Source organism: Specibacter sp. BI4 (assembly GCF_056680095.1).
Map to the genome: position 1 here is coordinate 1288998 of NZ_CM155265.1, position 23529 is coordinate 1312526.

Genomic DNA, 23529 nt, shown 5'->3' on the forward strand with positions numbered 1-23529 from the left:
GGCATTCGTAAGCGGCCCGTGGAACTAAAGCTCGCGCAGGAAGCCCTCAATTACGGCTGCTGCCGGGCCGCTGCCGGCCGACTTCCAGCCGGTGCCCGCCCAGAGGTTCAAGGCGCGGGGGTCGTGCGCGGCCGAGGCGGCTGCACGCAGGGGAGCCGTCAGGAAATGCACTTCGGGATAGGCGTGCGGCGCCGAATCCGAGTGGTCCCGGACAAAGTCGTTGACGAGTGCCCGGGCGGGCTTGCCGGTAAAGGCCCGTGTCATGGCGGTCCGGGTGTAGGCCGGATCTGCCAATGCGTCCTTGTGCGAGGGCCGGGCGCCGCTTTCATCCGTGCGGATCAGCGCGGTGCCAATCGCCACGGCTTCGGCGCCTGCGCTCAAGGCCGCCTTGGCGTCCTCGGGGCGTGAAATGCCGCCGGCGCCCACCAGCGGCAGCCCCACGGAAGCACGAACCTCGGCAAGCAATTGGGCAAGTGTGGCTGCCGGTGCCGCGGCGCGGCCGGAAGCCTGCAGTGGTGCGGGCACTGGCAGGAACGCAGCCGTGTGGCCGCCGGCGTTGGTGTGTTGAACCATGAGTGCGTCGACGCCTGTCGCGGCTGCGGCCACGGCTTCGGCAGCACTGGTCACCGAGGCAATCACCCGGGTGCCAACCTGGTGCAGCTGTGCCACTACCGGGGCTGGAGCCAGGCCAAAGGTAAAGCTCACCATCGGGACTGGGTCTGACAGCAGCAACGCGATCTTCTCGGCCCAAAAATCCTGCACGCGGGGATCGTCTTCGGCCATCGCCGCAGTGGGCACCTCGGCCCCGTAGCGGCCGGCCGCCGCCAGCAGTTCCGTGCGGTAGGCGGCCAGGGCGGCTGACTGTGCCGGTGCCGGCGGGGATGTCCGCGGGACAAACAAGTTCACGCCAAAGTCGTTGCCTGTGGCGCGCAACGGCGCGATGTGGGCGGCGAGCTGCTCGACAGTCTTGTAGCCCCCTGCCGCGAACGGGAATGCACCGGCACCCTGGGCGGCCAAGGCCAGGTTCGCCGTGGTGGTGCCACCGGCCATGGGTGCTGCGATCAAAGGTGTGATGAACATGGCACTAGTCTAGATCCGTGAACACAAACCCCCTGAATGCACCCAAGTCACCCGCGCGCTTCGTCGGCCTCGACATTGGCGGCTCGAAGACCCGCGGCATCGTGTGGACCGACGGCGCCGTCACGTCCGATTTCAGCGTGGGCAGCACCAACGTCCAGAATGTGAGCCCGGAGACAGCCGCCGAAAACATGGCCGCCCTGTTTGCACGGCTGGACTCCGCCGGGGCCACCGAGGTGTTTGCCGGGGCCGGCGGCGTTGACACGGACGACGACGCTGCAGCCCTTGCCAGCCTCATCGCACCTTTCGTCCCGGGTGCGCGGGTGAGCGTGGTGCACGACACCCGCCTGCTTCTCGCCGCAGCCGGAGCAACCGCGGGCGTCGCCGTCATTGCGGGAACGGGATCGGCCGCCTGGGGAGTGAATGCGGCAGGGGAAGAAGCCCGCGCCGGGGGTTGGGGATATCTGCTCGGCGATGAAGGCAGCGGCTACTGGCTCGGCCGTGAAGCAGTCCGCTACAGCCTGCGCCGGATGGACTCCGCGGAAGCCGTCGATGAGTTGACTGCGGCGCTGTTGGAGTATTGCCGGCTTGCCGAACCCGGTGAGCTGATCGCCCATTTTCACCATGGCACCACGCGCCGCTACTGGGCCGCTGCCTCACCGGTGGTCTTTGCCGCTGCGGAGCGCGGCCACGTGCACGCCCTGGCTTTGGTCGACCAGGCAGCCAAAGACCTGGCCGCCATGGCTGCCAAGGTGGCTGGCCAGTTGAACCTTGCGGGGCCCGTCGTGTTGGGCAGCGGCATGGGCAGCAATGTTCCCGCCTTGCAGCTTGCCTTCACGTCGGAGCTGGCAGCGCTGGGGCTGAACGATGTGCAAATCCTGCAGCGGGACCCCATTTTTGGGATCCCGCTGCTTGTCGAGACCCAAAAATAACTGCAATCGGGCCCCTGCGCTTAAGTGCCCGGCCTAGGCGTTCACGGGCGGGTGAGCGGTGCTTGCGCGCACGACGAGGGTTGGCGCCACCAGCCCGGACTCGCCGGGAATCTCGGGATGGGCGATCTGGGCCACCAGGCGCTGCACGGCGCGGCGGCCGGTCTCCTCGAATGACTGGCGGATGGTTGTCAGCGGCGGATTTGAGAACGCAGCCAAATCAATGTCGTCGATGCCCACCACCGAAACGTCTTCGGGGACTCGCCGGCCCAGCTCAGTGAGCGCACGGAGCACGCCAAACGCCATTTCGTCGCTGGCCACCAGAATTGCGGTGACATCGGGCATGCGGCCAAGGATGAGCCCGTTGCGATAGCCGGATTCCGGGCTCCAGTCGCCGTGCAGCTCGGGCGGCACCTCGCAGTCGGCCTCCTGCAAGGTCCGGCGCCAGCTGTTGAGGCGGCTGGCCGCATCTGACCATTCGAGCGGTCCGGCCACGTGCCACACGGTTTTGTGGCCAAGTTCCAACAGGTGCCGGGTGGCCAGCACGGCAGCGATGTCCTGGTCAACGCCAACGGTCCTGTCGCCCATCGTGGACGAGCCGTCAGTGTTGACGGTGGGGATACGCGCCGTGATCTTGTTGACCTGTGCTGCCGCCTCCTGCAGCGGCGCCGCGATGATAATGCCATCCACGCCTTGGAGGACGAGCCGGCTGACGGCATCGGTCAGGGCCTGGGCGCTGAGGCTGGAGGTCACTGAATTCACCGTATAGCCCGCTTCACGGGCGCCCAGTTCAACACCCAGGGCCAACGACGACCGTGAATAGTTGTTGGTGGCCAGCGTCAGGACACCGATGGTGTGGGACCGGCCCGTCACGAGTGCACGGGCGGTGTTGTTCCTGCGGTAGCCAAGCTCCTCCACCACTGACAGGACCCGCCGCCGTGTGCTGTCCTGGACATTCGGGTGCTCATTGAGCACCCGGGAGACTGTCTGCGCCGAGACGCCTGCCGCCGCTGCGACGTCCCGCATCGCAGGTCCTCTGGTGAACTGCTTCGCACTCATGCGGCTCCTTGGGGTGGGTTGGGAACGGGGCCTGCGCCGCTCTTGTTGGGGCCAGGCCGGCGCGGGGCTCACTTGTTTACTTGTAACATACCGTGAATTCCTTCCGCGACAGCGCGCCAGCTTCGTATTCGGCGATCCGTGCGACTAGAATTGTTATCCGTAACAGAATGTCTGTGGTCAGCCTGGGGAATATTTCAGCCTGAGAAATCAAAGCCAGGAGTTTAGTTGTCAACGATCGCGATCCCGCAGGGTGCAGCCGTCCCTGATGCCTCCGTGCTTCCCGAGGCCCCGGAAAGTCCTGCAACCGCCCCGGGGGCAACCGCCCCGGCGCTGACTTATGCCGACAGGAAACTCTTCAAAAATGGTGTGCCGCACCGCATCATCGCCGGTGCCCTCCACTATTTCAGGGTCCATCCGGATCAGTGGCAGGACAGGATCGACCGGCTGGTGGCGCTGGGCGTCAACACCCTTGACACCTACGTGGCCTGGAATTTCCACCAGCCGTACAGGGATGCCGCCCCTGATTTCACCGGCTGGAAGGATCTTGCCCGCTTCATCACCCTGGCGGGGGAGTCCGGGCTGGATGTCATCGTCCGGCCCGGTCCGTACATCTGTGCCGAGTGGGACAACGGTGGCTTCCCGGCCTGGGCAATCTCCAACCCCGACATGGTGCTGCGCTCGTCCGACCCGTTGTTCACATCCGCGGTTGAGGCGTGGTTCGACCATCTGCTGCCTGTCATCGAACCACTCCAGGCCCGCCACGGCGGACCCGTGATTGCCGTCCAGATTGAAAACGAATACGGCAGCTACGGCGACGACAAGGAATACCTGCGCTGGAACCGCAGGGCCCTGCTTGAGCGCGGCATCACCGAAATCTTGTTCACGGCCGACGGCGGCACGGATTATTTCCTCGACGGCGGCACCCTGCCAGACATCTGGGCGACGGCGACCCTGGGCTCACGCGGTCCCGAAGCGGATGCCGTCTGGACGCGCCGGCGTCCCGGTGAGCCGTTCTTCAACGTTGAATTCTGGAACGGCTGGTTTGACCATTGGGGCGAAGACCACCACACCCGCAGCGCAGCCGAAGCCTCCGCAGAAGCCGGAAAAATTCTGGATGTTGGCGGCTCGATCTGTCTCTACATGGCCCACGGCGGCACCAACTTTGGCTTGTTCTCCGGGGCAAACCACGACGGCGCCATACAGCCGACCATCACCAGCTACGACTCGGATGCCCCCATCGCGGAGGACGGCCGGTTGACGGCGAAATTCCATGCCATGCGCGAGGTGTTCTTTGCAGCGGAGGGACGGGAACCGACACCCATCCCCGCACACTTGGCCAGTCCCGTACCGGTGCTCCCCGCCAGCACTTTCGCCCTGACCCGCGGGACTCCGCTGCTGGACTTTGCCCGGGCTTTTGAGGCTGCCTCAAGCGTCAAGCCGCTGTCCTTTGAAAAGCTGGGCCTTGACCGCGGACTCGTGCACTACAGCTCCCGGGCGGTCCTGCCCGCCGGCGAAGCCACCATCAGGATTCGGGGCCTGCACGACAGGGCTTACGTGTGGGTCGACAACAGCTATGCAGGGGTCCTGACCGACGCCAACGGTGCGGCCGGCCTCAAGGTGACAACCGGCGGCGGACTGGCAGCCCTTGAGATACTCGTTGAAAACCAGGGCCGCATCAACTACGGTCCCTGCTTTGGCCAGGGCAAGGGGATTCTCGACGGCGTCCTGGTCAACCAGCGCTACGTTTTTCACTGGGAACAGCGGGCCATCGATTTGGACAGGCAGCTGCCGGAGTTGCTTGCGGCCGGTGCCCCGCAAGACGGCGCTCCGGAAGACGGCGCCACGGGGCCCGGTTTTTACCACGGGGAACTGGACCTCGTTGAGGCCGCTGACACTTATCTGGCGCTGCCCGGCTTCGGCAAGTGCATGGTCTGGGTCAATGGTTTCCTGCTCGGACGGCTCTGGGAAGTGGGCCCGCAGGTGACGCTGTACGTCCCCGGCCCGCTGCTCCAGGCAGGAGTCAACGAGGTTGCAGTGCTCGAATTGGAACATGGCGGAATACTTGCCGAACTCCATGAAGAACCCCTTTTGGGTCGTGCCGGGGTAACGTATGTTGAGGATTTGGGGTAACTGCAACAGCATTTGGGAAAGGACCACGGTGCGTCGAAACATTCTTGCCGCGCTGGGACTGGCCCTGCTGCTGGTCTGCACAACCACGGCTTGCACTCCGGAACCGATTGTCAACATCCCCAGCGCCTCACAGCCCCCGGGCGACGTGCCGCTCACAGTCGGAATACCGGAAGTGCCCGACGGCGTGAACCAGCAGGAAGGCGAGCTGCTGGCGCACGCATACGCTGCTGCGTTGAATGCCGCCGGCGTCAAGGCCGCCGTTGCGGATGCACCGGTCAAACACGGGGCGCTGGTGTCCAGCGTGGAGTCGGGCAGCATCGACATTGTTCTGGCGTATTCCCGCCTTGCCCTGACAGAGGTTGCCCCCACGGAGACAGCGGCAGGCGCCAGCGACGTCATCGACGGCCTGAAAACTGGCCTGCCAGCCGGAATCGTCCTGCTCGAGCCAACGAAGGCCGAAGAAAGCGACGCACTGGTTGTCACCGCCTTGACCGCGGAGAAGTACAAGCTCAAGAGCCTCACCGACCTGGCCAAGGTGTGCGACAAGCTGACCATGGGCGGCTCGGCAGAATTCAAGACCAAGGCGCGCGGCCTTCCCGGGCTGGGCAGCGACTACAACTGCGTGCCAAAGAAGTATGTCCCGTTGCAGGCAAGCCTCGACGTCAGCGATGAGGGGATCTTGTGGTCACTGCTGCGTGACAACATCCAGGTTGCCGGCATGCACAATTCATCCCCCGCCATCGAGGACAACTCCCTGGTGGTGCTGGAAGATCCCAAGAAGTTGTTTTTGAGCCAAAACGTTGTCCCGCTGGTGTCAGGGGACACTGTGCCGGCCGAGGTGCAGACCGTCCTGAACAAGGTCAGCGCCGCCTTGAGCACCGAAGAACTAAGCAACCTCAACCGGCTGTCCCGGGACCGCCACTACGGTGACTTGTCCGGAGTGGCAACCGCCTGGCTGATGCAGCAAGGCCTGGTCAAGGCCAGTTCTTAGCCATTGGCCTGCGCCGGCGGGCACGTTGCGGAAGCAATCGCGCGGCAGCTGTGCCATATTGGGTAAATGGCAGAATTCAAGCAGTCGACCAAGCTTCACAATGTTCTCTACGACATCCGCGGGCCAGTGCTGGAACGGGCCCAAAAATTGGAGTCCGAGGGCCACCGGATCCTGAAACTGAACATTGGCAATCCGGCCCCTTTTGGATTTGAGGCGCCGGACGCCATCCTGGTCGACATGATCCGCCATCTGCCGCATGCCCAGGGGTACAGCGACTCCCGGGGCATCTTCTCGGCACGGACCGCCGTCGTGCAGTATTACCAAACGCGCGGCATCCACAACATCCACGTCGATGACGTGTACCTGGGCAATGGCGTCAGTGAGCTGATCACGCTGTCCCTCATGGCCTTGCTGGACACTGGCGACGAAGTGCTGGTCCCCACCCCCGACTATCCGCTGTGGACAGCCTCCGTCAGCCTGGCCGGCGGACGTCCCGTGCACTACCTGTGCGACGAGGACAGCGAATGGTGGCCGGACCTGGAAGACCTGGAATCGAAGATCACGCCCAGGACCAAGGGCCTGGTGATCATCAACCCCAACAATCCCACCGGCGCCGTCTACCCCCGCCACATTGTGCAGGCCATGGTGGACCTGGCCCGCAAGCACGGCCTGGTGGTGTTCTCGGACGAGATTTACGAGAAGATCCTCTACGACGGTGCGGAACACCTCAACACCGCAGCGATCACCGGCGACGACGTGCTGTGCATGACGTTCAGCGGCCTGTCGAAGGCCTACAGGATCTGCGGGTACCGCTCTGGCTGGCTCGCCATTTCAGGGCCCAAGGCGCGTGCCGCGGACTATCTTGAAGGCATTAACCTGCTGGCCAACATGCGCATGTGCGCCAATGTGCCCGGCCAGCACGCCATCCAGACAGCCTTGGGCGGGCACCAAAGCATCGAGGACTTGATCCTCCCCGGCGGCCGGCTGAAGGAACAGCGGGACCTCGCCTACCGGATGCTCAACGAGATCCCGGGTGTCAGCACCAATCAGGCCAAGGGGGCGCTGTACCTGTTCCCCAAGCTTGACCCGGAGGTTTACCCGATCAAGAGCGACGAGAAGTTTGCCCTGGATCTGCTGGAATCCCAAAAGATCCTGATTTCACACGGCACAGCGTTCAACTGGATCCGCCCGGATCACTTCCGGCTGGTGACCCTGCCCAACGTCCTGGACTTGGAAGAGGCCATCGGCAGGATTGCGGAATTCCTGAGTACGTACAAACCCTAGGGAAAGGCCCACCATGTCATTGCCAGTAGGATTTACCGACCACCCGGCCGAGCTGCTGACGGCCGGCCCCGGATTCTCCCTCGCGGAGCAGCCCACCAAGGCGTCCCCCGGATTTTCGGGCAAGAAGGCCGACGGCGCCGACACCTTGGCTGCCCGGGCACCGGTGATCGCACAGCTTCAGGAGCAGCTTTTCGCGGAAAGCCGCTTTGGCGGGAAGAAGTCAGTCCTGCTGATTCTTCAGGCCATGGACACAGCCGGCAAGGGGGGAATTGTGGGGCATGTGGTGGGTTCAGTTGACCCGCAGGGCGTGAAACTGACAACCTTCAAGGCGCCGACAGACGAGGAAAAAGCCCACGATTTTCTGTGGCGCGTGCGCCCTGCCGCACCCACGCCCGGCATGTTCGGCGTGTTCGACAGATCCCACTACGAAGACGTGCTGATCCACCGGGTCCACAGCTGGGCCGATGCCGGGGAACTTGAACGCCGCTACGAAGCCATCAATGAGTTTGAATCGGAACTGGTTGCAGCCGGCACCACCATCGTGAAGGTGATGCTGAACATCAGCCCCGACGAGCAGCTGCAAAGGCTCACAGCGCGGCTGAAGGATCCCACCAAATACTGGAAGTACAGTCCCACCGACCTGGACGAACGCAAGTTCTGGCCCGAGTACATGGATGCCTACCAGCATGTTTTTGACAAGACCAGCACCGAGCATGCGCCGTGGTACGTGGTGCCGGCGGACAAGAAATGGTATGCCCGCATGGCAGTCCAGGAAATCCTCATCAAGGCGTTGGGCGGCCTGAACCTGCAGTGGCCGGCAGGCGATTACGACCTTGCCAAGGAACGGGCGCGGCTGAAAGACGCCGTCATCTAGCCCAGGTTTTTTCGACGGGGCATTGCCAAGGCCCGGTCAGCCGCGCAGAACGGGAAAGAAATCGCCCAGGGCCTCGGCAGTGCCGATGTCCTGGGTGGTTCTGCCGGCAACAAAAACGGCCTTGCGATGGCGGTTCGGAATCACATGGCCGCCGCCAACGACCGTGTACAGCCACACCGGTGGCAGCGCGTCCTGCTCGAAGCGGGTGAGTGTGACGGAGGTTTTGCCGCTTTCCTTGCGGTGTGGCAGGACCTCGCTTGTCGGCTCGGCCGTGATGTTGTTGCGGGCTGCGAAATATTTGGCTGTGTCAAGGGTGGACGGCCCGCGCCGGCCGCCAAGCAGACTGGCGAACCACCCCTCGCCGCAGTAGGGCACCACAAGGTCGCCAGTCCCATGGACCAGCATCACCGGCAGGGGCAGCGACTTGTCGGCAAAAGCCAGTCCGCCCGGCCGCGGCAGTGTGGCTCCCACGATGGCGGCTCCGTGGATCTTTGCTGGAATCTCGTGGACCAGCCGGATGGCCAGCTGTCCTCCATTGGAGAAACCGGCCACAATCACCGGCACCGGACCGAATCTGGCATGGAAGTGGTCTGCCAGCGCTGTCATGAACGCAACATCGTTGGTGGCACCCAGGTCCGGCTTGTTGTGGTTCCATCGTTTCTGCAGACCATCCGGGTAGACAACGGCCACCCGGCCGGTGGCCGCCAGCTGGTCAAAACTGTTTCCGGCAAAGGAACGCATGGACTGCCCCGTTTGGCTGGATCCGTGCAGGACAATCAGGACCGCTGAGATTCCTTGCTCCGCCGCAGCCTGCCCGTGCGTGACCAGCAGGAACGTTCGTTTGCGGCCGCCGGCCAGGATTTGCTGCTTCACCGCGTTTACTTTCCAGCGCCAGTTTAAGGGTGCCGGATTCACAATGCAGTTACAGTTCGGGGCGCGCTTGGTCGTCGTTGGCCCGGGCGGCGTCGAGGCGGGCCTTGGCTCCCTCCAACCATTCTTCGCAGCGTTTGGCCAAGGCCTCGCCGCGCTCCCAGAGAGCCAGCGAGTCTTCGAGGCTGGAACTGCCGGCCTCGAGCTGGTTGACGACATTCATCAATTGTTCACGGGCCTGTTCGTAGCTCAGTGCTGCGATGTCAGTGGGTGAAGCGGGCGCATTGGCGGGGCTCATGCTGGATCCTTTGCTGAAGTGGTGGCGGGGGAGGCGCCGGACGTGGAGTGGGGGCCCGTGGTTGCAGCGGCGGTAAAGTCGCCGCCGGCAACACGAATTCGCAGGGATGCACCAACGGCAACCTGCTCGGGGTGCCTGACGATGCTGCTGTCGTCCAGCTGAACGACCGCATACCCCCTGTCAAGCGTCTTTTGCGGGGAAAGGGCGCGGACCTGGGCGCGCAGGTGGACCAGCTGGTCCGTGTGTCGGCCCACCTGGGTGCGCACAGCCGTCAGGGCCCGCCCGCGCGCGGCTGCGACGTCGTCGTACCTGGCCGTGAGCATGACCATCGGATTGGCCAGCACGGGGCGGGTCCGCAGGTAGGCAAGCCGCTCGGTTTCGCGGTCAAGAAGACCCTGGATCCTGCGGTTGAGCTGGGTGCGGGCCTGGTCCACCCGGCGCAATTCGTCCCCGACGTCGGGCACAATCCGTTTGGCGGCATCTGTCGGTGTTGAGGCGCGCAGGTCCGCCACCTCATCCAGGAGCGGCCTGTCAGCCTCGTGGCCGATGGCGCTGACCACGGGGGTCAGTGCTGCGGACACGGCCCGGACAAGGGACTCGTGGCTGAACGCCAGCAGGTCCTCGAGCGAGCCGCCGCCACGGGCAATGACGATGACGTCGACGCGGGGATCGGCATCGAGCTCGGCCAGGGCGCCGATCACCGCGGACACGGCGTTGACGCCCTGGACGGCAACCTCCCGGACCTCAAATTCGACGGCGGGCCAGCGCAGCGCGGCATTGCGCAGCACGTCCTTCATGGCATCTGAATTGCGTCCGGTGATCAGCCCGATCCTGTGCGGCAGCAGGGGGAGGGGTTTCTTGCGCCGGGGATCAAAGAGCCCCTCGGCGGCCAGTGCCTGGCGCAATTGCTCGATGCGGGCCAGCAGGTCGCCCAGGCCCACGGGCCGGATGTCCTGTCCCTGCATGGACAAGCGGCCGGTCTTGAGCCAAAAATCAGGTTTGAGTTGGGCCACCACACGGGAACCGCGCTCGATAGGTGCTTCCAAACGGTTCAGGACGGAGCCCCACAAGGTGACGCTCAACGAAACCTCAGCGTCAATGTCGCGCAACGTCAGGTAGCTGACATTTGCCCGCTTGTTCAGCTCGATCACCTGCGCCTCAACCCACGCGGGCGGGGCCTTTTCAATATGGCTCTTGAGCTTTTGGCTCAGCAGCTGCAGCGGCCACGGGTTGTCAGGCGTGGTCTCCGCCGCCGTTGGTGCGAGGACCTTCCGCTCCGGGGTGTCCGCCATAACCGTGCCGCCGTCCTTTGCTTTGGGTGTTCGTTTTGGGTCCCAGTGTTGGTGCTTGGTCCTGGGTGCCCGGCCGGGCCGCACTGCACGGCCTTGAAATAACTCTAGCTTCACGCACTGACACCCGCGGACCGCCATCCACAGGCATGCACTATTGTTGGACTTCATTGTCGGGAATTACTTGTGTTTTTGGGATGGTTCATGCGTACTGCTGCTTCTGCTCTTCTGGTCATTGTGGCGCTGTTGGTTGCAGCTGTGGCCGGACCTGCCCTGTGGATGCAAAGAAATGTCGTTGACCAGGCAGGGTTTGTGGAGCTGGCCGGCCCCCTGGGCAGCAACAAGTCGTTCCAGGAGGGGCTTTCGGCCATGGCAGCCGACCAGGCGACGTCGTCACTTGATTTGCCGGCCCAGCTCAATGACCTCGCCGCCGCCGTCATCAGTTCCAAGGCGCGCAACATCTACACGGATCCCGGTTATGCACAGGCCTGGAGTGAGACGCTCCGGCGCAGCCACAAACTGACCTTTGACGCGGCTGGCAACGAGGACATTCAAGGTGACATCCTGGTCGACGTCGCCCCGCTGGTTGGCTTAATAGCAGCAAGCGTCGGCACGGACATCGGCGTCACCCTGCCCACGCCCGACGACGTCGTTGTCAGCCTTGAGCAGCCGGAGGCCGCCAAACTGCTGCCCGCGGTGTCCACGCTGGCAGGCTGGGGCGGCTGGTTGGCGTTCCTCGCCGTCGGCCTTCTGGTCCTTGCAGTGGTCGTGGCACGACGGCGGGCAGCGACAGTTTTCTTCGCCGGGGTCGGGCTGGCCGTGGTGGCGTTGCTGTGGCTGCTGGCATCCGGCCTTGTCGAAACCGTCCTGGCCAACCTTGCGGTGGGGCCCGAGGCGGCGCAGCAGTTCGGTGTGGAGTTGGGTGCCCTGGCAAGGCAGAGCTGGCAGGGCGGCATCAACGCCACATTTGTTGCCGCCGGTGTGGTGGCCTTGGTCGGTGTCGCAGCTCTCATGGTTAAGGGCAGGCGCACCACGTAGGATGGTGGGTATGAGCACCACTGCCGTTTCCGTTCCCATGCCCGTCGTTCCGCGCCGTCGCAGGTCGCCCGAAGAGGTGGCTGCAGCCGCTCCGGTGACAGGGGAAAAGCGGGTCCTTCTCGCGGCTCCGCGCGGATATTGCGCCGGAGTCGACCGCGCCGTCATTGCCGTGGAGAAGGCACTCGAACACCACGGCGCACCCGTCTATGTGCGCAAGCAGATTGTGCACAATGTCCACGTGGTTTCATCCCTGGAAGCCCGGGGCGCCATTTTCGTGGAGGAAAACGATGAAGTCCCCGAGGGTGAGCTGGTTGTCTTTTCCGCCCATGGCGTCTCGCCTGCCGTGGTCCAGTCGGCAGCCGACCGCGGCCTGCGCACCATCGATGCCACCTGCCCCCTCGTGACCAAGGTGCACAAGGAAGCAGTCCGCTTTGCCAGGGAAGAAAACCACATCCTCCTGATTGGCCACGAAGGCCACGAGGAAGTGGAAGGCACCTACGGTGAAGCACCGGAAAGCACCACCATCGTGAACAATCCGGAAGAGGCTCGGACCGTTCAGGTTGCGGACCCCGACCGCCTGATCTGGCTTTCCCAGACCACGCTGTCCGTCGACGAGACCATGGAGATCGTAGACATTCTCCGCGAGCGGTTCCCCAAGTTGCAGAACCCACCCAGCGACGACATTTGCTACGCCACCACCAACCGCCAGTCGGCCATCAAGGAGATCGCCCCGCAGGCGGACCTGGTCATTGTGGTGGGCTCGGCAAACTCATCGAACTCCGTCCGTTTGGTGGAGGTGGCCCTTGAATACGGGGCCAAGGCCTCACACCGCGTCGACTTTGCCAACGAAATTGACGAGGCCTGGTTTGAAGGCGTGGCCTCCGTCGGCGTGACAAGTGGTGCATCCGTGCCCGAAATCCTGGTCCAGGATGTGCTGCACCTCCTGGCGGAATACGGTTACGGCGATGTTGCAGAAGTGGTGACGGCCGAAGAGGACATCTTGTTCTCCCTGCCGAAGGAACTGCGTGCGACCATGAAGGCCGCCGGCGATCCCAGCTACAAGGGCATCAAAAGCTCAAATCTGCGTTGATTTCCCCGTTTTCACCAGCAGAATGGCCCGGACCGCGTGGTCCGGGCCATTCTGCTGTCCGCGGTCAGCTCGCGGCGTCGAGTTCCCCGGCCGTCTCGTTGAGTTCAGGGGCCGTAAGAATTCGCGGCACAGCCTCCACCTGTGCGGGGGACTCCAGCGATTTCGGATCCAAGGCATTGAGCTTGCGGGCCGTGGGCAGCACCCTGGCTTCCAGCGTCCCCACCAGTTTGTTGTAGCGGTCAACACTCGTTTTAAGCGACACCCCCACAGCTGAAACAGCTTCCCCCATGGTCCCCAACCGCGTGTAGAGCTGGGCCGACAGTTCAAAGAGTTCCTTGGCACTTTCGGTCAGCACCTCCTGGCGCCAGCTGAAGGCCACGGACTTCAAGATGGCCATGAGAGAGATGGGCGATGCCAGCACCACGTTCTTGGACATTGCATAGTCCAGGAGCCCCGGATCGGCCAGCAACGCTGCGGACAGGATGGACTCCACCGGGACAAAACAAATCACAAGTTCAGGGGAGTTCGTCGCCGACGCCCAGTACTGCTTGCCGGCCAAGGCATCAATGTGGGCCTTGACGGCCTTTGCGTGGCGGGCCAGGTGCTGCTGCGATTCAACGCCTTCCGGAGTGCCGGCGTCGTGCGCGTTGAGGAACGATGTCAACGGCACCTTGGCATCCAGCACCAGTTCCTTGCCGCCGGGCAGCCGGACCACCATGTCGGGGCGATGGACGCCGTCGTCAGTGGCTGTGTGGACCTGCTCCTCAAAATCAACGTGCGCCAGCATGCCGGCAGCCTCCACCACACGGCGCAGCTGGACTTCGCCCCACTTTCCGCGTGCGCTGTTTGACCTCAATGCCGACGCCAGCGAGGACGTGGTGGCCAGTAATTTGGCGTCAGCGTCCTTGGCCTCGCGGAGCTGTTCGGCGAGCTGTCCGTACTGCTCGACGCGGTCGCGTTCCAGCAAGGCGACCTGACGCTGGACGGCACTGAGCTTCTCCGAGACCGGGCCCAGCGCCTGCAACACATTTGAATCAGAGCCCTGCTGTGCTGCCAGGGCGTGGTTCTGCGAGGCAAGCACCCTGCGTTCTGCGTCGGCCGCCGCAAAACTGGTATTCAGTGAAGCAGCCCGTTCATGGGCGGCATCCGCCTCCTCGCTGGCCCCGCGCAACTTGCCCAGCAGCACCCACGCCACCGCGGCAGCGCCGAGCACAGCCCCGACCAACAACATCAATACGGCTACAAGCCATCCGATTCCATTCATGGGACCACTTTCGCACGAGGCACTGACATTCCGGGATTCAGCTCCACCGCCCGGGTGTTTGCATGCTTCTGGCCGCGGCAAATGCTGGAGCTGCGACGGTGTATGCGGAGCCACCAGCGGGACCCAAACCAGTTGGGGCGGCACGAGCAGTGCATAACCGGTAGAATCACATACCGTGGCTCTTACTATTGGCATCGTCGGACTGCCCAACGTCGGCAAATCAACTCTTTTCAACGCACTGACGCGCAACAACGTGCTCGCGGCGAACTACCCGTTCGCCACCATCGAGCCCAATGTTGGCGTCGTCAGCCTGCCCGATCCCCGCTTGGCGCAACTCGCGAAGGTCTTCGGATCCGCGCGCCTGCTCCCGGCCGTCGTGACCTTCGTGGACATTGCTGGCATCGTCAAGGGCGCTTCGGAAGGTGAGGGACTGGGCAACAAGTTCCTGGCCACCATCCGCGAAGCTGAGGCCATCGCCCAGGTCATCCGTGTCTTTGATGACCCCGATGTGATCCACGTGGACGGCAAGGTGGATCCCATCTCCGACATGGAGACCATCAACACCGAGCTGATCCTTGCCGATATGCAGACTGTAGAAAAGGCCATCCCGCGCATCGAAAAGGCCGTCAAGCTCAAGCAGCGCTCGGCCGCTGAATTGGACGCCATCAAGGCAGCTCTTGTGGTCCTTGAGCGCGGCGACACCATATTCTCCTCCATCAAGAGCGACAAGCTTGAGCTGGAGCACCTGCAGGAATTGAGCCTGCTGACGGCCAAACCGTTTATCTACGTCTTCAACGTCGATGACGCCGTGCTGGGCAACCCGGAGCGTCAGGAAGAGCTGCGTGCGCTGGTGGCTCCGGCCGACGCCATCTTCCTGGACGCCAAGCTCGAGGCTGACCTCGTTGAACTTGACGAAGAAGAAGCCCGCGAAATGCTGGAGATGAACGGGCAGGAAGAATCAGGCCTGGACCAGCTGGCCCGCGTTGGGTTCCACACCCTTGGCCTCCAGACATACCTGACCGCCGGCCCCAAGGAAACACGCGCCTGGACCATCCGCCAGGGCGATACCGCACCGCAGGCCGCGGGCGTCATCCACACCGACTTCCAACGCGGCTTCATCAAGGCCGAGGTTGTCCACTTCGACGACCTCATGGAGGCCGGCTCCATGCAGGAGGCGAAGGCCAAGGGCAAGGTCCGCATTGAAGGCAAGGAATACGTCATGCACGACGGCGACGTGGTGGAATTTAGATTTAATGTCTAAGACCGCCTCGGTGTAGAGCGTAAGAAATGCCCGGAATGCTATTGCATTCCGGGCATTTCTGTTTACTTCATTGGATGCTAAAGCAGGTCAGCATTTTCACAACCGAGCGAACAACTGATCCGGCTTCAAGAGACTCTCACCACCGCTTGCTGCCACCATCATGTCGAAGTGAGCCCCATGGCGCTGAATATCGAAAAACTGTTTGAACAGCCTGAGAAAGTCTTTAGTGCGTCCGACATCGATCGTCTGGTCTAGGTCGTCCGCGATGGTGTGCGATCCCGAGTTGGCCCAGATATGAAATTGGGAGACCATTCTCTCTTCGGTCGGCGATACGTCTTTGAGCCGATCAAAATCCTTTACGTTTCCTATCGTCTTGAAGTACCCTTCGAGGATTCGTCTGACGATGTTGAATACGCCAACCCGTACCAAATCTGACTCGTCTTCGGTTCGCGCAGCTTCGACAACCGAATGCCAGAGTAGGGCGTAGCTGCCACGGATCTTGGATTCATTTTTGTCGTCACGGACTGTCGTAAACCCGCTCAGATCCTTCACAAGCCTGAAATAGCGGCGTTCTCGCGAGTTCCGATCTGAAGTGTAGGCCGCCTCATGATGAAATTGTGTGTTGTGCGTCAAGACAATGAGCTGGCGGAGGTTAGTAGTTCCCTTTAGGGCTAGATTCGCGGCGTCGCGGATGTACGCAGCGATCATGAAAAGGGCGTCACTGTCTAGACTCGAGATCGGATCGTCGATTACTGCCACAACATCTTCAGGTACACCGCTGGCCACTTCGCTACCGAAGAGCGATTCCCAAAAGTAGGCGAAGCAGATGAAGGACTTCTCACCTTCGGAGAGAGAATCAAATGCAGGGGTGTCATCTTCGCGAACTATTCGATAGCCACCGCTGGATTCACCGGCGCTGCTTAGGCGGAAGCGGTGGAACCCCATCGCTGTGAGTAGCTTGTTGATCTTATCGGCGACATCGCTCGTGTTGGAAATAGCTTTTTGAAGGTCGTCTATCTTCGGATTTGCTAGATTGTCCTCTTGCTCGCTTGCCGAAATTTTGGTCCGCAGCCCCGTGATGACCTTTTGCTTTCTTGAATCAAACCCGTTGAACTTTTTCATCTCTATGCTAACGGCGGTTCCGGACAGGAAGGCTACCCACCCGTCGTTGACGAGTTTGGCGCGCTCGACACCGGCATTTTCAACGATCTGGTTATGTTGCTCAATCTTTTCATTCTCAGCATCAACGAGCTTCGCAAGTTCAGATACAACCGCATCTACATCAGAAACTGCGATCGGCTGTGTCGGGTGTGCGCTTCTCTCTCGCAGTTCAGATAGGAGGAGCTTCGCGGCCTCGCGAACACGCGAGATCACAGAGCTGAAATCCTCTTCACCGACTTCTGTGTCCCCGCTCAACGCAACTTCTAATGCAGAGATCTCACCCTCAAGCTTTGCGGCGATAACTTTTACGGCGCTTTCAATCTTGATCGAACCTTGAAGTGCAGCATCGAACCCGCCCTCGAAATACTGAGCTAGGTCGTGTTCGAGACCTGCAGGTGCTTGGTTCTGACAAAACGGGCACTTTCCCTGCGCTTCATCTACGTAATCTCGACCCTTACTAACCCAGTCTTCGTTCTTTAGATGCTGGATTAGTTCTGCGAACTTTCCGCCTTGCCCGTGCGAGCTCCTGCTGGCAACTTCGGCGACATCGTCCGCAGATATCAAACTGACCGTTGTAATGTCGGGCAGCCTCACTCGTATCTTTTTGCCACTGCCTAGGCTTCGGGCACGAGTCTTGATCGGTTCCCAGTTAACATCTGAGTTCAAGGATTGCATCTCGCCGAAACGTTTGCGCGCCTCGTCAAAGAACTTGTCTCGACTGTTTCGATATCCCTCGAAAACTATAGGAATTACAGATTCGTCAATATCTTTGTGAGCACTAAAGATCGAGTCGCGAGCCGCAACTCGGTAGCTTTCTATCTCTCCAAGCAGGCCATTTGCGGCGTTCTCGCCGGAACCCGAGCCAATCTCTTCGCGCCACTTGTCGCGATTGACGGTGCGATCCCTGATTTCGTCTTTCAGGGCGTCGATTTGGTCATTGATCGTCTTTGACGTGTCTCCCATGGTGAATATGCCATTCACACGCTCGGTGAGGACTCGTGATCGGTAAGCCTCGTTGAACACTCGAATCGGAAGATCCGTACGTGCGACATCCCAAGTCGCTCTTTGGGCCGCATCGACAGGCTGTCGGGCCAGCATGCTTGAGATTGTTGACTTGCCTGCACCATTCGGCGCGAAAATGAAGTTGACCTTCTTGAGGTCACCGAGACGTAGCGGCTGCTCTCCGAAGCAGTAGTCGGCCTGGACGGCGATTGACCCGATTTCCACGATTTCCCCCATTGATATTCTTGCCGCTTCAGTCGACATTGCAACTGGACCGTAGTAGTGCCTTGCAGCGACGGCCCTTTACAGGACACTATATGGTCGGCAACCTCACACGGGAGGGTGTGTCTGAATTCGTCGGCGCGTTGCGGTGCAAGGCATGTGGGGCGAAGTACGATTTTGGCGAGTGTCCTTGAAACGCAAGTCAGCAGCCAGATTACTTTTTCGAAGATTCCTAATGCGTGCCCGGTACTCTTTTGTAGCGACGTGTTCCCAGGGCTTCTGACTCTAGTCATCATTTCGGGGTGGCAGGATACGAGGGTCATAAGCTGAGGTTGCTACGTGCCGGAACGCGGTGGAGTTTAGATTCAATGTGTAGTTGAGCTCTGATCCGATGCTTGGCCGTCCCACTGGCGGCCGCTCGTGATATGCTCAACCCACTATATCCCCCACGCCTCTCCACGATGCGCACTTGGGGGATTTTTCTATCTCGGGTCAGGGGAACGCAAATGCCTCGAATGCCGCGGCCTCGTGGCACTCTCCGCTATGACAAGCCGCCACTGAATCTTGGCGAACTGGCCGGACGCCTAGCCGCGCGCGGTCTGGAAATCCCAGACATGGAGCGTGCGAGAAGATACCTACGGCACATCGGGTACTACCGACTTTCGCCGTACATGATCCCTTTCCAGATAGGCCGGCCTGATCACGTGTTCCGTGATGGAACGACGTTCGACGACGTGCTGGGTCTCTATGTATTCGATCGGGCGCTGCGGCTGCTGGTGATGGATGCGTTAGAACGGGTTGAGGTTGCGGTACGCGCGGCGCTCACAGACCATATGTCGACGACCTACGGGGATTCGCACTGGTATCTTGACGCATCACACTTCCGCGACCGAAGTAAGCACGACAGACTGCTCAAGATCATCCGCGAGACCTCTGATGCACGCCTCACTGGGCAGCCTGAATCCGAAGATGGTTCACTCAATCATCGATCGGCGTTGGAACACTACCTGACGACCTATAGATCTCCCGAACTACCGCCGTCCTGGCTCATGGTGGAGACGCTCACACTCGGTCAACTGGACAACATGATCACCAACTTAAGCCGAAGGTTGGACAAGACCGCAGTCGCCACTAGCATTGGCCTGACTGCGCCAGTGATGGAGTCTTGGCTACGGACTTACGTTAGGGTGCGAAACGTTTGTGCGCACCATGGGCGACTGTGGAACGTCGGCCTCGGTGTGTACCCGGTGATCCCGACGTCGCCCAAAGTTTCGTGGCTCGCGACTTCCAAGGCTCTTCCCGATCGGTCTAGGAAGCGTCTGTATCCGGTTCTTGTATCGCTCCAGTCCGTGCTCGACACAGTGTCGCCGCGCAGCAGTTGGGCGCGGAGGCTTCACGAACTCGTAAGCGATCGACCTCAGATGAACCGCTCAGGGATGGGCATCCCTGAGTCTTGGGCGAACGATCCGTTCTGGAGTCGACACTTCGTCTGACGCACTACCGCAGATGCTCCTCAGCGACGGAACGTGGTGGAATCTAGATTCAATGTGTAGTGGAATTGTGTTTTGTGCCGCGTGCGCCAGTGCTCGACGAGGATAGTTAAGGTCGAAGTGCGCGGCCCCTCGATGCAAGTCCGACGGTGAGTCGGAGCAATTAGTTTCGGGGTTGGCAGGTACATCCGAAACCAATGTCTCCGAGTCTCTGGGCGCTGATCTTCCCACAGCGACGGCACTTCGTGAGGTGCGGATCGTCGCTTAATGACGGTGCGGTGAGTGCTCCGAGGTAGTCGAATCCGTGTCCGTCGACGTATGTTTTGGTTTCCTCGAAGGTCGCTGGAGTGAGCTCAGCCCAATCTCCCCTTGCTTTTTTGGCCCACTTGCGCCAGTAGCAGGCACGGCAGGTCGGCTCGCTCCAGCTGTTCTTCTCCAGCGTGTAATTAAAGCGGTAATGCGCTTGCACCGCACAGTTCATGCACTCTGTCAGCTGCCAGTCGTCGGGATGCGTAAAGGATTCCAGCGGGCGGAGCCCGCCGATGCGTTGAATGTCTTCGATGTGGACCGCGCACCAAGTCGGCTTCTTCCGAGTTTTGAACGCGGCTACAGTCTCGCAGTCCTCGACCGAGCAGGCTTGATCGGTGGGGACCGGAGTCCTGCGCAGTGGTTTCGGGGCCCTCGCTGGGTTTGGTTGCTCCGGTGGCTGTCGCATGGTCGACTGAGAGCTTCGTCCGCGCTTCGGAGCGGAAATCGCAGGGTGCGGCTCCGCCTCCGCGGTCTGCCGGCAGCTATCGTCGAGAAGGACCTCAGCGCCGTCAAGACGGTTGCCGTCGAGGCAGCGGAGAAAGTCATCCTCCGTCATCACCTCTATCTTCTGACCCTTGTCCTGCAATTCGAACGCCTTTCGCGTCTTGCCCGTGACGTCCGATCCCGGGCGCAGCGCCGCAGGGTTGATATCTCCAACTACCAGGACGTTGGTTCGTTTCGTAGTGTTCTCCTCGGGGATCGCGCCGACTTTGGCGCATTCCTGCCGGGCTACATCCCGCGTCATTGACATGAGCGCCCCCGTGAAGACCACAACGCGACCGTGTAGGTAACCACTCGGGTCGGCGTCCGCGTTGACTTCGATGGGGGTGAATCCGCGGTCGCCAGCGCCGTTCGCGACGCAGCCGCGGTGGATGCCACTGCCCACGCGCCCGAGGTGGACACCCACGGCCGCAGCGAGGCTAGCGACGTCGGTGACTTCCCGCTGCGTTGCGAGCCTTGCGACGATCTCGACCACAGCGTTCGCGTCCGCTAGGGCGTCGTGGTGGTTTTCCAACTCGAAGCCCAGTGACGCGGCCACAAAAGGCAGTCGATAGGTCGGGAGCGCTAGGGTTCGACGGGCCATAACGAGGCTGCAAAGGAAGCGCATTTCGGGCCACTCGATGTTGTCCACCTCGCAGGCGTAGCGGATGACTCCGATGTCGAAGCCTGCGTTGTGGGCCACAGCCACGTCGTCACCGATGAAGTTGACGATCTGCGGCAGCACTTCCTTCCAGCGAGGAGCGTTGGTCACCATCTCAGCAGTGATCCCGTGAATCGCTGTGTTCCAGTCGTCGAACCAATCAGCGCCTTCCGGCGGGCGGATCAGCCAGTGTTGCTTGTCTACTGCCCGTCCGTCACGGACTCTTACAAGCCCGACCGAACATGGAGAACCACGAAACGAGTTAGCCGTTTCAAAATCGACTGCAGTGAAATCGAGCATGGGACCTACTCCTAAAGAATTTCAACCATATGCGTCGTACACTACGGTACTGGTCGGACCGGCTCCGCACTGGACTTGGTCAGATATTCGTCTCTATGGCTTCGGCGAGACGTTTCTCTGTGCGGCGACGTCGTTGAATTTAGGTTCAACGTCTAGTTACGCTCGAACAGCTAGTGAAATGCTCGGGATGCTTCATGCATCTCGGGCATTTTTGATTCGATGGGGTTTTGGCTAGATCAAGCCGTTGCAGCGAGCTAGAACCCGGACCGTAGGGCCTGGCTGCTTGGAGTCGCGACGTTGACATGTAATGGCGATATGAGGCGTGACTGGTAGTCGCTCCAGAACAAATTGCTGAAAGCGTTTCGCGAGTAACTAATTTTAGTTCTAGAAGCCTAAATTTTTACTCATTTGATTTAAGACGTGCCTCGTCCAACCACTATCGTCAACGAAGGCGCGTAGTCGCTCTTCGCATCCATCAGCAAGGGACTTTCGGTGGGATGTCCACGCGATGAAATCGCGCACGATCATGTGGTGAGACTCCGACACTTTAGAACTGTAATCAAGGCTACTTCCAGGCGAAGCCCAGCCGAGCTGGGCCACTGACGTCACTGTTGTCAATAGTGCTGCACCTATCAAGGCTAGGTCACCGTAGGTCACATCTGTTCCTCCTGAGACTTGATCGAGGAGTGTGGGGAGCGGCTCATTTAGTTGGCTCATTTTCTCAGTATGCATCTAGTAGATTGACGAACGGAAGCATGATGGAAGACTGTTCCAACTGATCGCTGCCAAGTCGTTTGACGTAAAGCGCTCGTTGTAACGTCCTTCACTCGGCAGTCTGAACGCAAAATCTCGGGACACTCGATGTTCGAACCCTGCACCTGTGGGGTATGAAACGATCGATTCCTTCTGATGAATAGAGTTTGGAGATGCCCTGCGGAGCCTCCACTGATTTGCGCTCGAAGTTGGGTGAGGGCATCGGCAACATGCGGAGCGTGTCTGGCTTGCCATCAATGCTCATCGAATTGACGGTAATCGTCAACACCGGTTGCTACGTACCGGAACGTGGTGGAGTTCCGCTTTAACGTCTGAGACCCAGATACGAACAAGGATCAACGCTCCAGAACGGGCTCTTCATACTTGTGGTGGGTGGGGTAGATGCTTGTGCATCGTCCGGATTTCTCCGAACCATCGCGTGACGGGTTCGGCTCCTGTCGGATCTCCGCCCGCGTGCGAGAATGACTGAAAGGGAGCAACCCAGGACGTTAGAACGACTTCGCTGGTGTGTACCACTGCGCCCCGAGGAACATGACGACCGCTCACGGAAGGCGCCGCACTTATGGCTCGAAAGCGCAAGACACTCCCCAAAGAGTTTGGCGAGATGCTCATCTCGGCATCGCTCGAAGAGCTCATTGCGGTCTTCGATCGCTGCGAGATCGATGCGCGCGGCGGGTATGCCAAGTCGACGGCCCTCGGTTTTCGCGACTGCCCCGATGAGTTGATTGTGTGGCTCGTTGATCAGGGACTCGACGTCGATTCTTGCGACGCTCGTGGTCACACGGCATTGGCTGAACGCGCGCACTGTTCCATGCAGAAGCCAGTCGAGCAGATTGGGCTGCTTCTGTCGCTCGGGGCAGATATCGAGGCCCCCGACAAATCCGGTCGTACTGCCTACCATAACGCCGTCATCGAGCTTAAAGTGAGGGCTGCCAGCCTGCTCGCCGAACGCGGTGCAGCGGTCTCGGGCGACGGCTGGAATCCGGGAACGCTGTTGGAAAGGGCCCTCCGGCGGGTCGAGAACAGCCGCATCACTGACGGGGTCGGCATTGCCCGCCTCCTCATTGCGCAGGGGGCCCAGATCACGGACCAGATGCGCACCACGGTCGAGCGGATCGGGCAGGGGTTCGAGCGCTATCGCGCGGTCTTTGCCGCGGACCAGCTCGACGCTGCGCAGTCAGCTCTGGAAGAGTTATATGCGATCTTCGACGTGGCTCCTGTCGGGGCGCGCGTGATGCACGACGGCGCGGCCGCCATTGTCGTCGAGCCCGGCCATTGGCAACAGCAACACAAAGCGCTGTGGGAACTGCTGGTCGCGGGGGTCGGCACCGCAGCGACCGAGCAGGGTGAGGTCATTCGGATCAGTGGCAAGGTAACCGATGAGATGTTCCGCAACGGAGGGGCTAATTGGAACGCCGATTACCGGGCGATGGTCGATAAAACCGTGAGTCTGCTGAGTACCCGTGCCGGACTTTCGCCGGATGCGCTCATTGAAGCGCGCACGCTCGCACGTGAAGTACGCGCAGGGAGAGGCACAGAGGCTGAGCTGGATCGCTTTTCGGAGCTTGCCGTCGAGTGGGTTGCTCGGAACTCAGAGCCTCAGCCACTCGGCGATGTGCCCTACGTGTACTGAGGTCGCCGGATTTGGCACACATGTCGGAGCATTCGATCACTCC

The 23529-nt window shown here is 61.2% G+C and carries 18 protein-coding genes; 10 read left to right on the forward strand and 8 right to left on the reverse strand.

Features of this window, described 5'->3' with window-relative positions:
- Nucleotides 1-24: 24 nt before the first annotated feature.
- On the reverse strand, nucleotides 25-1080 hold the full coding sequence (locus AC1L6K_RS06055; RefSeq protein WP_480951812.1) for a nitronate monooxygenase: 1056 nt from the start codon (nucleotides 1078-1080) through the stop codon (nucleotides 25-27).
- A 17-nt stretch (nucleotides 1081-1097) separates the two neighbouring features.
- Between AC1L6K_RS06055 and AC1L6K_RS06060 the strand changes: the two genes are divergently transcribed.
- The gene (locus AC1L6K_RS06060; protein ID WP_480951813.1) at nucleotides 1098-2009 is read left to right on the forward strand and encodes an N-acetylglucosamine kinase; all 912 of its coding nucleotides are present in this window, start codon (nucleotides 1098-1100) and stop codon (nucleotides 2007-2009) included.
- Between the two features lie 33 nt (nucleotides 2010-2042).
- On the opposite strand, the gene AC1L6K_RS06065 is transcribed toward AC1L6K_RS06060, so the two are convergent.
- Nucleotides 2043-3065, reverse strand: a complete 1023-nt coding sequence (locus tag AC1L6K_RS06065) for a LacI family DNA-binding transcriptional regulator (protein ID WP_480951814.1) — start codon at nucleotides 3063-3065, stop codon at nucleotides 2043-2045.
- A gap of 225 nt (nucleotides 3066-3290) precedes the next feature.
- Here AC1L6K_RS06065 and AC1L6K_RS06070 point away from each other — a divergent pair, with 225 nt between their 5' ends.
- The 4 genes from AC1L6K_RS06070 (at nucleotide 3291) to AC1L6K_RS06085 (ending at nucleotide 8344) form a co-directional block, all read left to right on the forward strand.
- Entirely contained in the window at nucleotides 3291-5195 is a 1905-nt protein-coding gene (locus AC1L6K_RS06070; RefSeq protein ID WP_480951815.1) for a glycoside hydrolase family 35 protein, read from the forward strand.
- A gap of 28 nt (nucleotides 5196-5223) precedes the next feature.
- Nucleotides 5224-6186: a glycine betaine ABC transporter substrate-binding protein gene (locus tag AC1L6K_RS06075; RefSeq protein ID WP_480951816.1), complete on the forward strand. Its 963-nt coding sequence runs from the start codon at nucleotides 5224-5226 to the stop codon at nucleotides 6184-6186.
- Nucleotides 6187-6252: 66 nt separating this feature from the next.
- Nucleotides 6253-7470 (forward strand): pyridoxal phosphate-dependent aminotransferase, encoded by a 1218-nt coding sequence (locus AC1L6K_RS06080; protein WP_480951817.1) that lies wholly within the window; start codon nucleotides 6253-6255, stop codon nucleotides 7468-7470.
- A 13-nt stretch (nucleotides 7471-7483) separates the two neighbouring features.
- Nucleotides 7484-8344 (forward strand): polyphosphate kinase 2 family protein, encoded by an 861-nt coding sequence (locus AC1L6K_RS06085; RefSeq protein ID WP_480951818.1) that lies wholly within the window; start codon nucleotides 7484-7486, stop codon nucleotides 8342-8344.
- A gap of 36 nt (nucleotides 8345-8380) precedes the next feature.
- On the opposite strand, the gene AC1L6K_RS06090 is transcribed toward AC1L6K_RS06085, so the two are convergent.
- From AC1L6K_RS06090 to xseA, 3 genes are read right to left on the reverse strand one after another with little or no spacing between them, the layout of a single operon-like run.
- Entirely contained in the window at nucleotides 8381-9217 is an 837-nt protein-coding gene (locus AC1L6K_RS06090; protein ID WP_480951819.1) for a CE1 family esterase, read from the reverse strand.
- Nucleotides 9218-9266: 49 nt separating this feature from the next.
- Nucleotides 9267-9512, reverse strand: coding sequence for an exodeoxyribonuclease VII small subunit (locus AC1L6K_RS06095; RefSeq protein ID WP_480951820.1), 246 nt, complete (start codon nucleotides 9510-9512; stop codon nucleotides 9267-9269).
- Nucleotides 9509-10804: an exodeoxyribonuclease VII large subunit gene (xseA, locus tag AC1L6K_RS06100; protein WP_480951821.1), complete on the reverse strand. Its 1296-nt coding sequence runs from the start codon at nucleotides 10802-10804 to the stop codon at nucleotides 9509-9511. Before xseA ends, AC1L6K_RS06095 begins: the two co-directional genes overlap by 4 nt.
- Before the next feature lie 201 nt (nucleotides 10805-11005).
- Here xseA and AC1L6K_RS06105 point away from each other — a divergent pair, with 201 nt between their 5' ends.
- On the forward strand, nucleotides 11006-11839 hold the full coding sequence (locus AC1L6K_RS06105) for a hypothetical protein (RefSeq protein WP_480951822.1): 834 nt from the start codon (nucleotides 11006-11008) through the stop codon (nucleotides 11837-11839).
- Nucleotides 11840-11849: 10 nt separating this feature from the next.
- The gene (locus AC1L6K_RS06110) at nucleotides 11850-12929 is read left to right on the forward strand and encodes a 4-hydroxy-3-methylbut-2-enyl diphosphate reductase (protein WP_480951823.1); all 1080 of its coding nucleotides are present in this window, start codon (nucleotides 11850-11852) and stop codon (nucleotides 12927-12929) included.
- A gap of 64 nt (nucleotides 12930-12993) precedes the next feature.
- On the opposite strand, the gene AC1L6K_RS06115 is transcribed toward AC1L6K_RS06110, so the two are convergent.
- Nucleotides 12994-14193 (reverse strand): DNA recombination protein RmuC, encoded by a 1200-nt coding sequence (locus AC1L6K_RS06115; RefSeq protein ID WP_480951824.1) that lies wholly within the window; start codon nucleotides 14191-14193, stop codon nucleotides 12994-12996.
- Between the two features lie 175 nt (nucleotides 14194-14368).
- Here AC1L6K_RS06115 and ychF point away from each other — a divergent pair, with 175 nt between their 5' ends.
- The gene (gene ychF, locus AC1L6K_RS06120) at nucleotides 14369-15454 is read left to right on the forward strand and encodes a redox-regulated ATPase YchF (RefSeq protein ID WP_480951825.1); all 1086 of its coding nucleotides are present in this window, start codon (nucleotides 14369-14371) and stop codon (nucleotides 15452-15454) included.
- Between the two features lie 96 nt (nucleotides 15455-15550).
- On the opposite strand, the gene AC1L6K_RS06125 is transcribed toward ychF, so the two are convergent.
- Nucleotides 15551-17881 (reverse strand): AAA family ATPase, encoded by a 2331-nt coding sequence (locus tag AC1L6K_RS06125; protein ID WP_480951826.1) that lies wholly within the window; start codon nucleotides 17879-17881, stop codon nucleotides 15551-15553.
- 473 nt (nucleotides 17882-18354) lie between these two features.
- Between AC1L6K_RS06125 and AC1L6K_RS06130 the strand changes: the two genes are divergently transcribed.
- On the forward strand, nucleotides 18355-19332 hold the full coding sequence (locus tag AC1L6K_RS06130) for an Abi family protein (protein WP_480952701.1): 978 nt from the start codon (nucleotides 18355-18357) through the stop codon (nucleotides 19330-19332).
- Nucleotides 19333-19492: 160 nt separating this feature from the next.
- Here the strand turns inward: AC1L6K_RS06130 and AC1L6K_RS06135 are convergent, their stop codons facing one another.
- Nucleotides 19493-21079 (reverse strand): exonuclease domain-containing protein, encoded by a 1587-nt coding sequence (locus AC1L6K_RS06135; protein ID WP_480951827.1) that lies wholly within the window; start codon nucleotides 21077-21079, stop codon nucleotides 19493-19495.
- Between the two features lie 1336 nt (nucleotides 21080-22415).
- Between AC1L6K_RS06135 and AC1L6K_RS06140 the strand changes: the two genes are divergently transcribed.
- Nucleotides 22416-23486, forward strand: coding sequence for an ankyrin repeat domain-containing protein (locus AC1L6K_RS06140; protein WP_480951828.1), 1071 nt, complete (start codon nucleotides 22416-22418; stop codon nucleotides 23484-23486).
- The last annotated feature ends 43 nt before the right edge of the window (nucleotides 23487-23529 follow it).

Excerpts from the sequence above, each read along its gene's own strand:
- AC1L6K_RS06140 (WP_480951828.1), top strand. The coding sequence starts at position 22,416 with ATGGCTCGAAAGCGCAAGACACTCCCCAAAGAGTTTGGCGAGATGCTC.
- AC1L6K_RS06135 (WP_480951827.1), bottom strand. The coding sequence starts at position 21,079 with ATGCTCGATTTCACTGCAGTCGATTTTGAAACGGCTAACTCGTTTCGT.
- AC1L6K_RS06125 (WP_480951826.1), bottom strand. The coding sequence starts at position 17,881 with ATGTCGACTGAAGCGGCAAGAATATCAATGGGGGAAATCGTGGAAATC.
- AC1L6K_RS06130 (WP_480952701.1), top strand. The coding sequence starts at position 18,355 with ATGCCGCGGCCTCGTGGCACTCTCCGCTATGACAAGCCGCCACTGAAT.
- AC1L6K_RS06055 (WP_480951812.1), bottom strand. The coding sequence starts at position 1,080 with ATGTTCATCACACCTTTGATCGCAGCACCCATGGCCGGTGGCACCACC.
- AC1L6K_RS06065 (WP_480951814.1), bottom strand. The coding sequence starts at position 3,065 with ATGAGTGCGAAGCAGTTCACCAGAGGACCTGCGATGCGGGACGTCGCA.
- AC1L6K_RS06110 (WP_480951823.1), top strand. The coding sequence starts at position 11,850 with ATGAGCACCACTGCCGTTTCCGTTCCCATGCCCGTCGTTCCGCGCCGT.
- AC1L6K_RS06105 (WP_480951822.1), top strand. The coding sequence starts at position 11,006 with ATGCGTACTGCTGCTTCTGCTCTTCTGGTCATTGTGGCGCTGTTGGTT.
- AC1L6K_RS06085 (WP_480951818.1), top strand. The coding sequence starts at position 7,484 with ATGTCATTGCCAGTAGGATTTACCGACCACCCGGCCGAGCTGCTGACG.
- AC1L6K_RS06080 (WP_480951817.1), top strand. The coding sequence starts at position 6,253 with ATGGCAGAATTCAAGCAGTCGACCAAGCTTCACAATGTTCTCTACGAC.
- AC1L6K_RS06095 (WP_480951820.1), bottom strand. The coding sequence starts at position 9,512 with ATGAGCCCCGCCAATGCGCCCGCTTCACCCACTGACATCGCAGCACTG.
- xseA (WP_480951821.1), bottom strand. The coding sequence starts at position 10,804 with ATGGCGGACACCCCGGAGCGGAAGGTCCTCGCACCAACGGCGGCGGAG.
- AC1L6K_RS06115 (WP_480951824.1), bottom strand. The coding sequence starts at position 14,193 with ATGAATGGAATCGGATGGCTTGTAGCCGTATTGATGTTGTTGGTCGGG.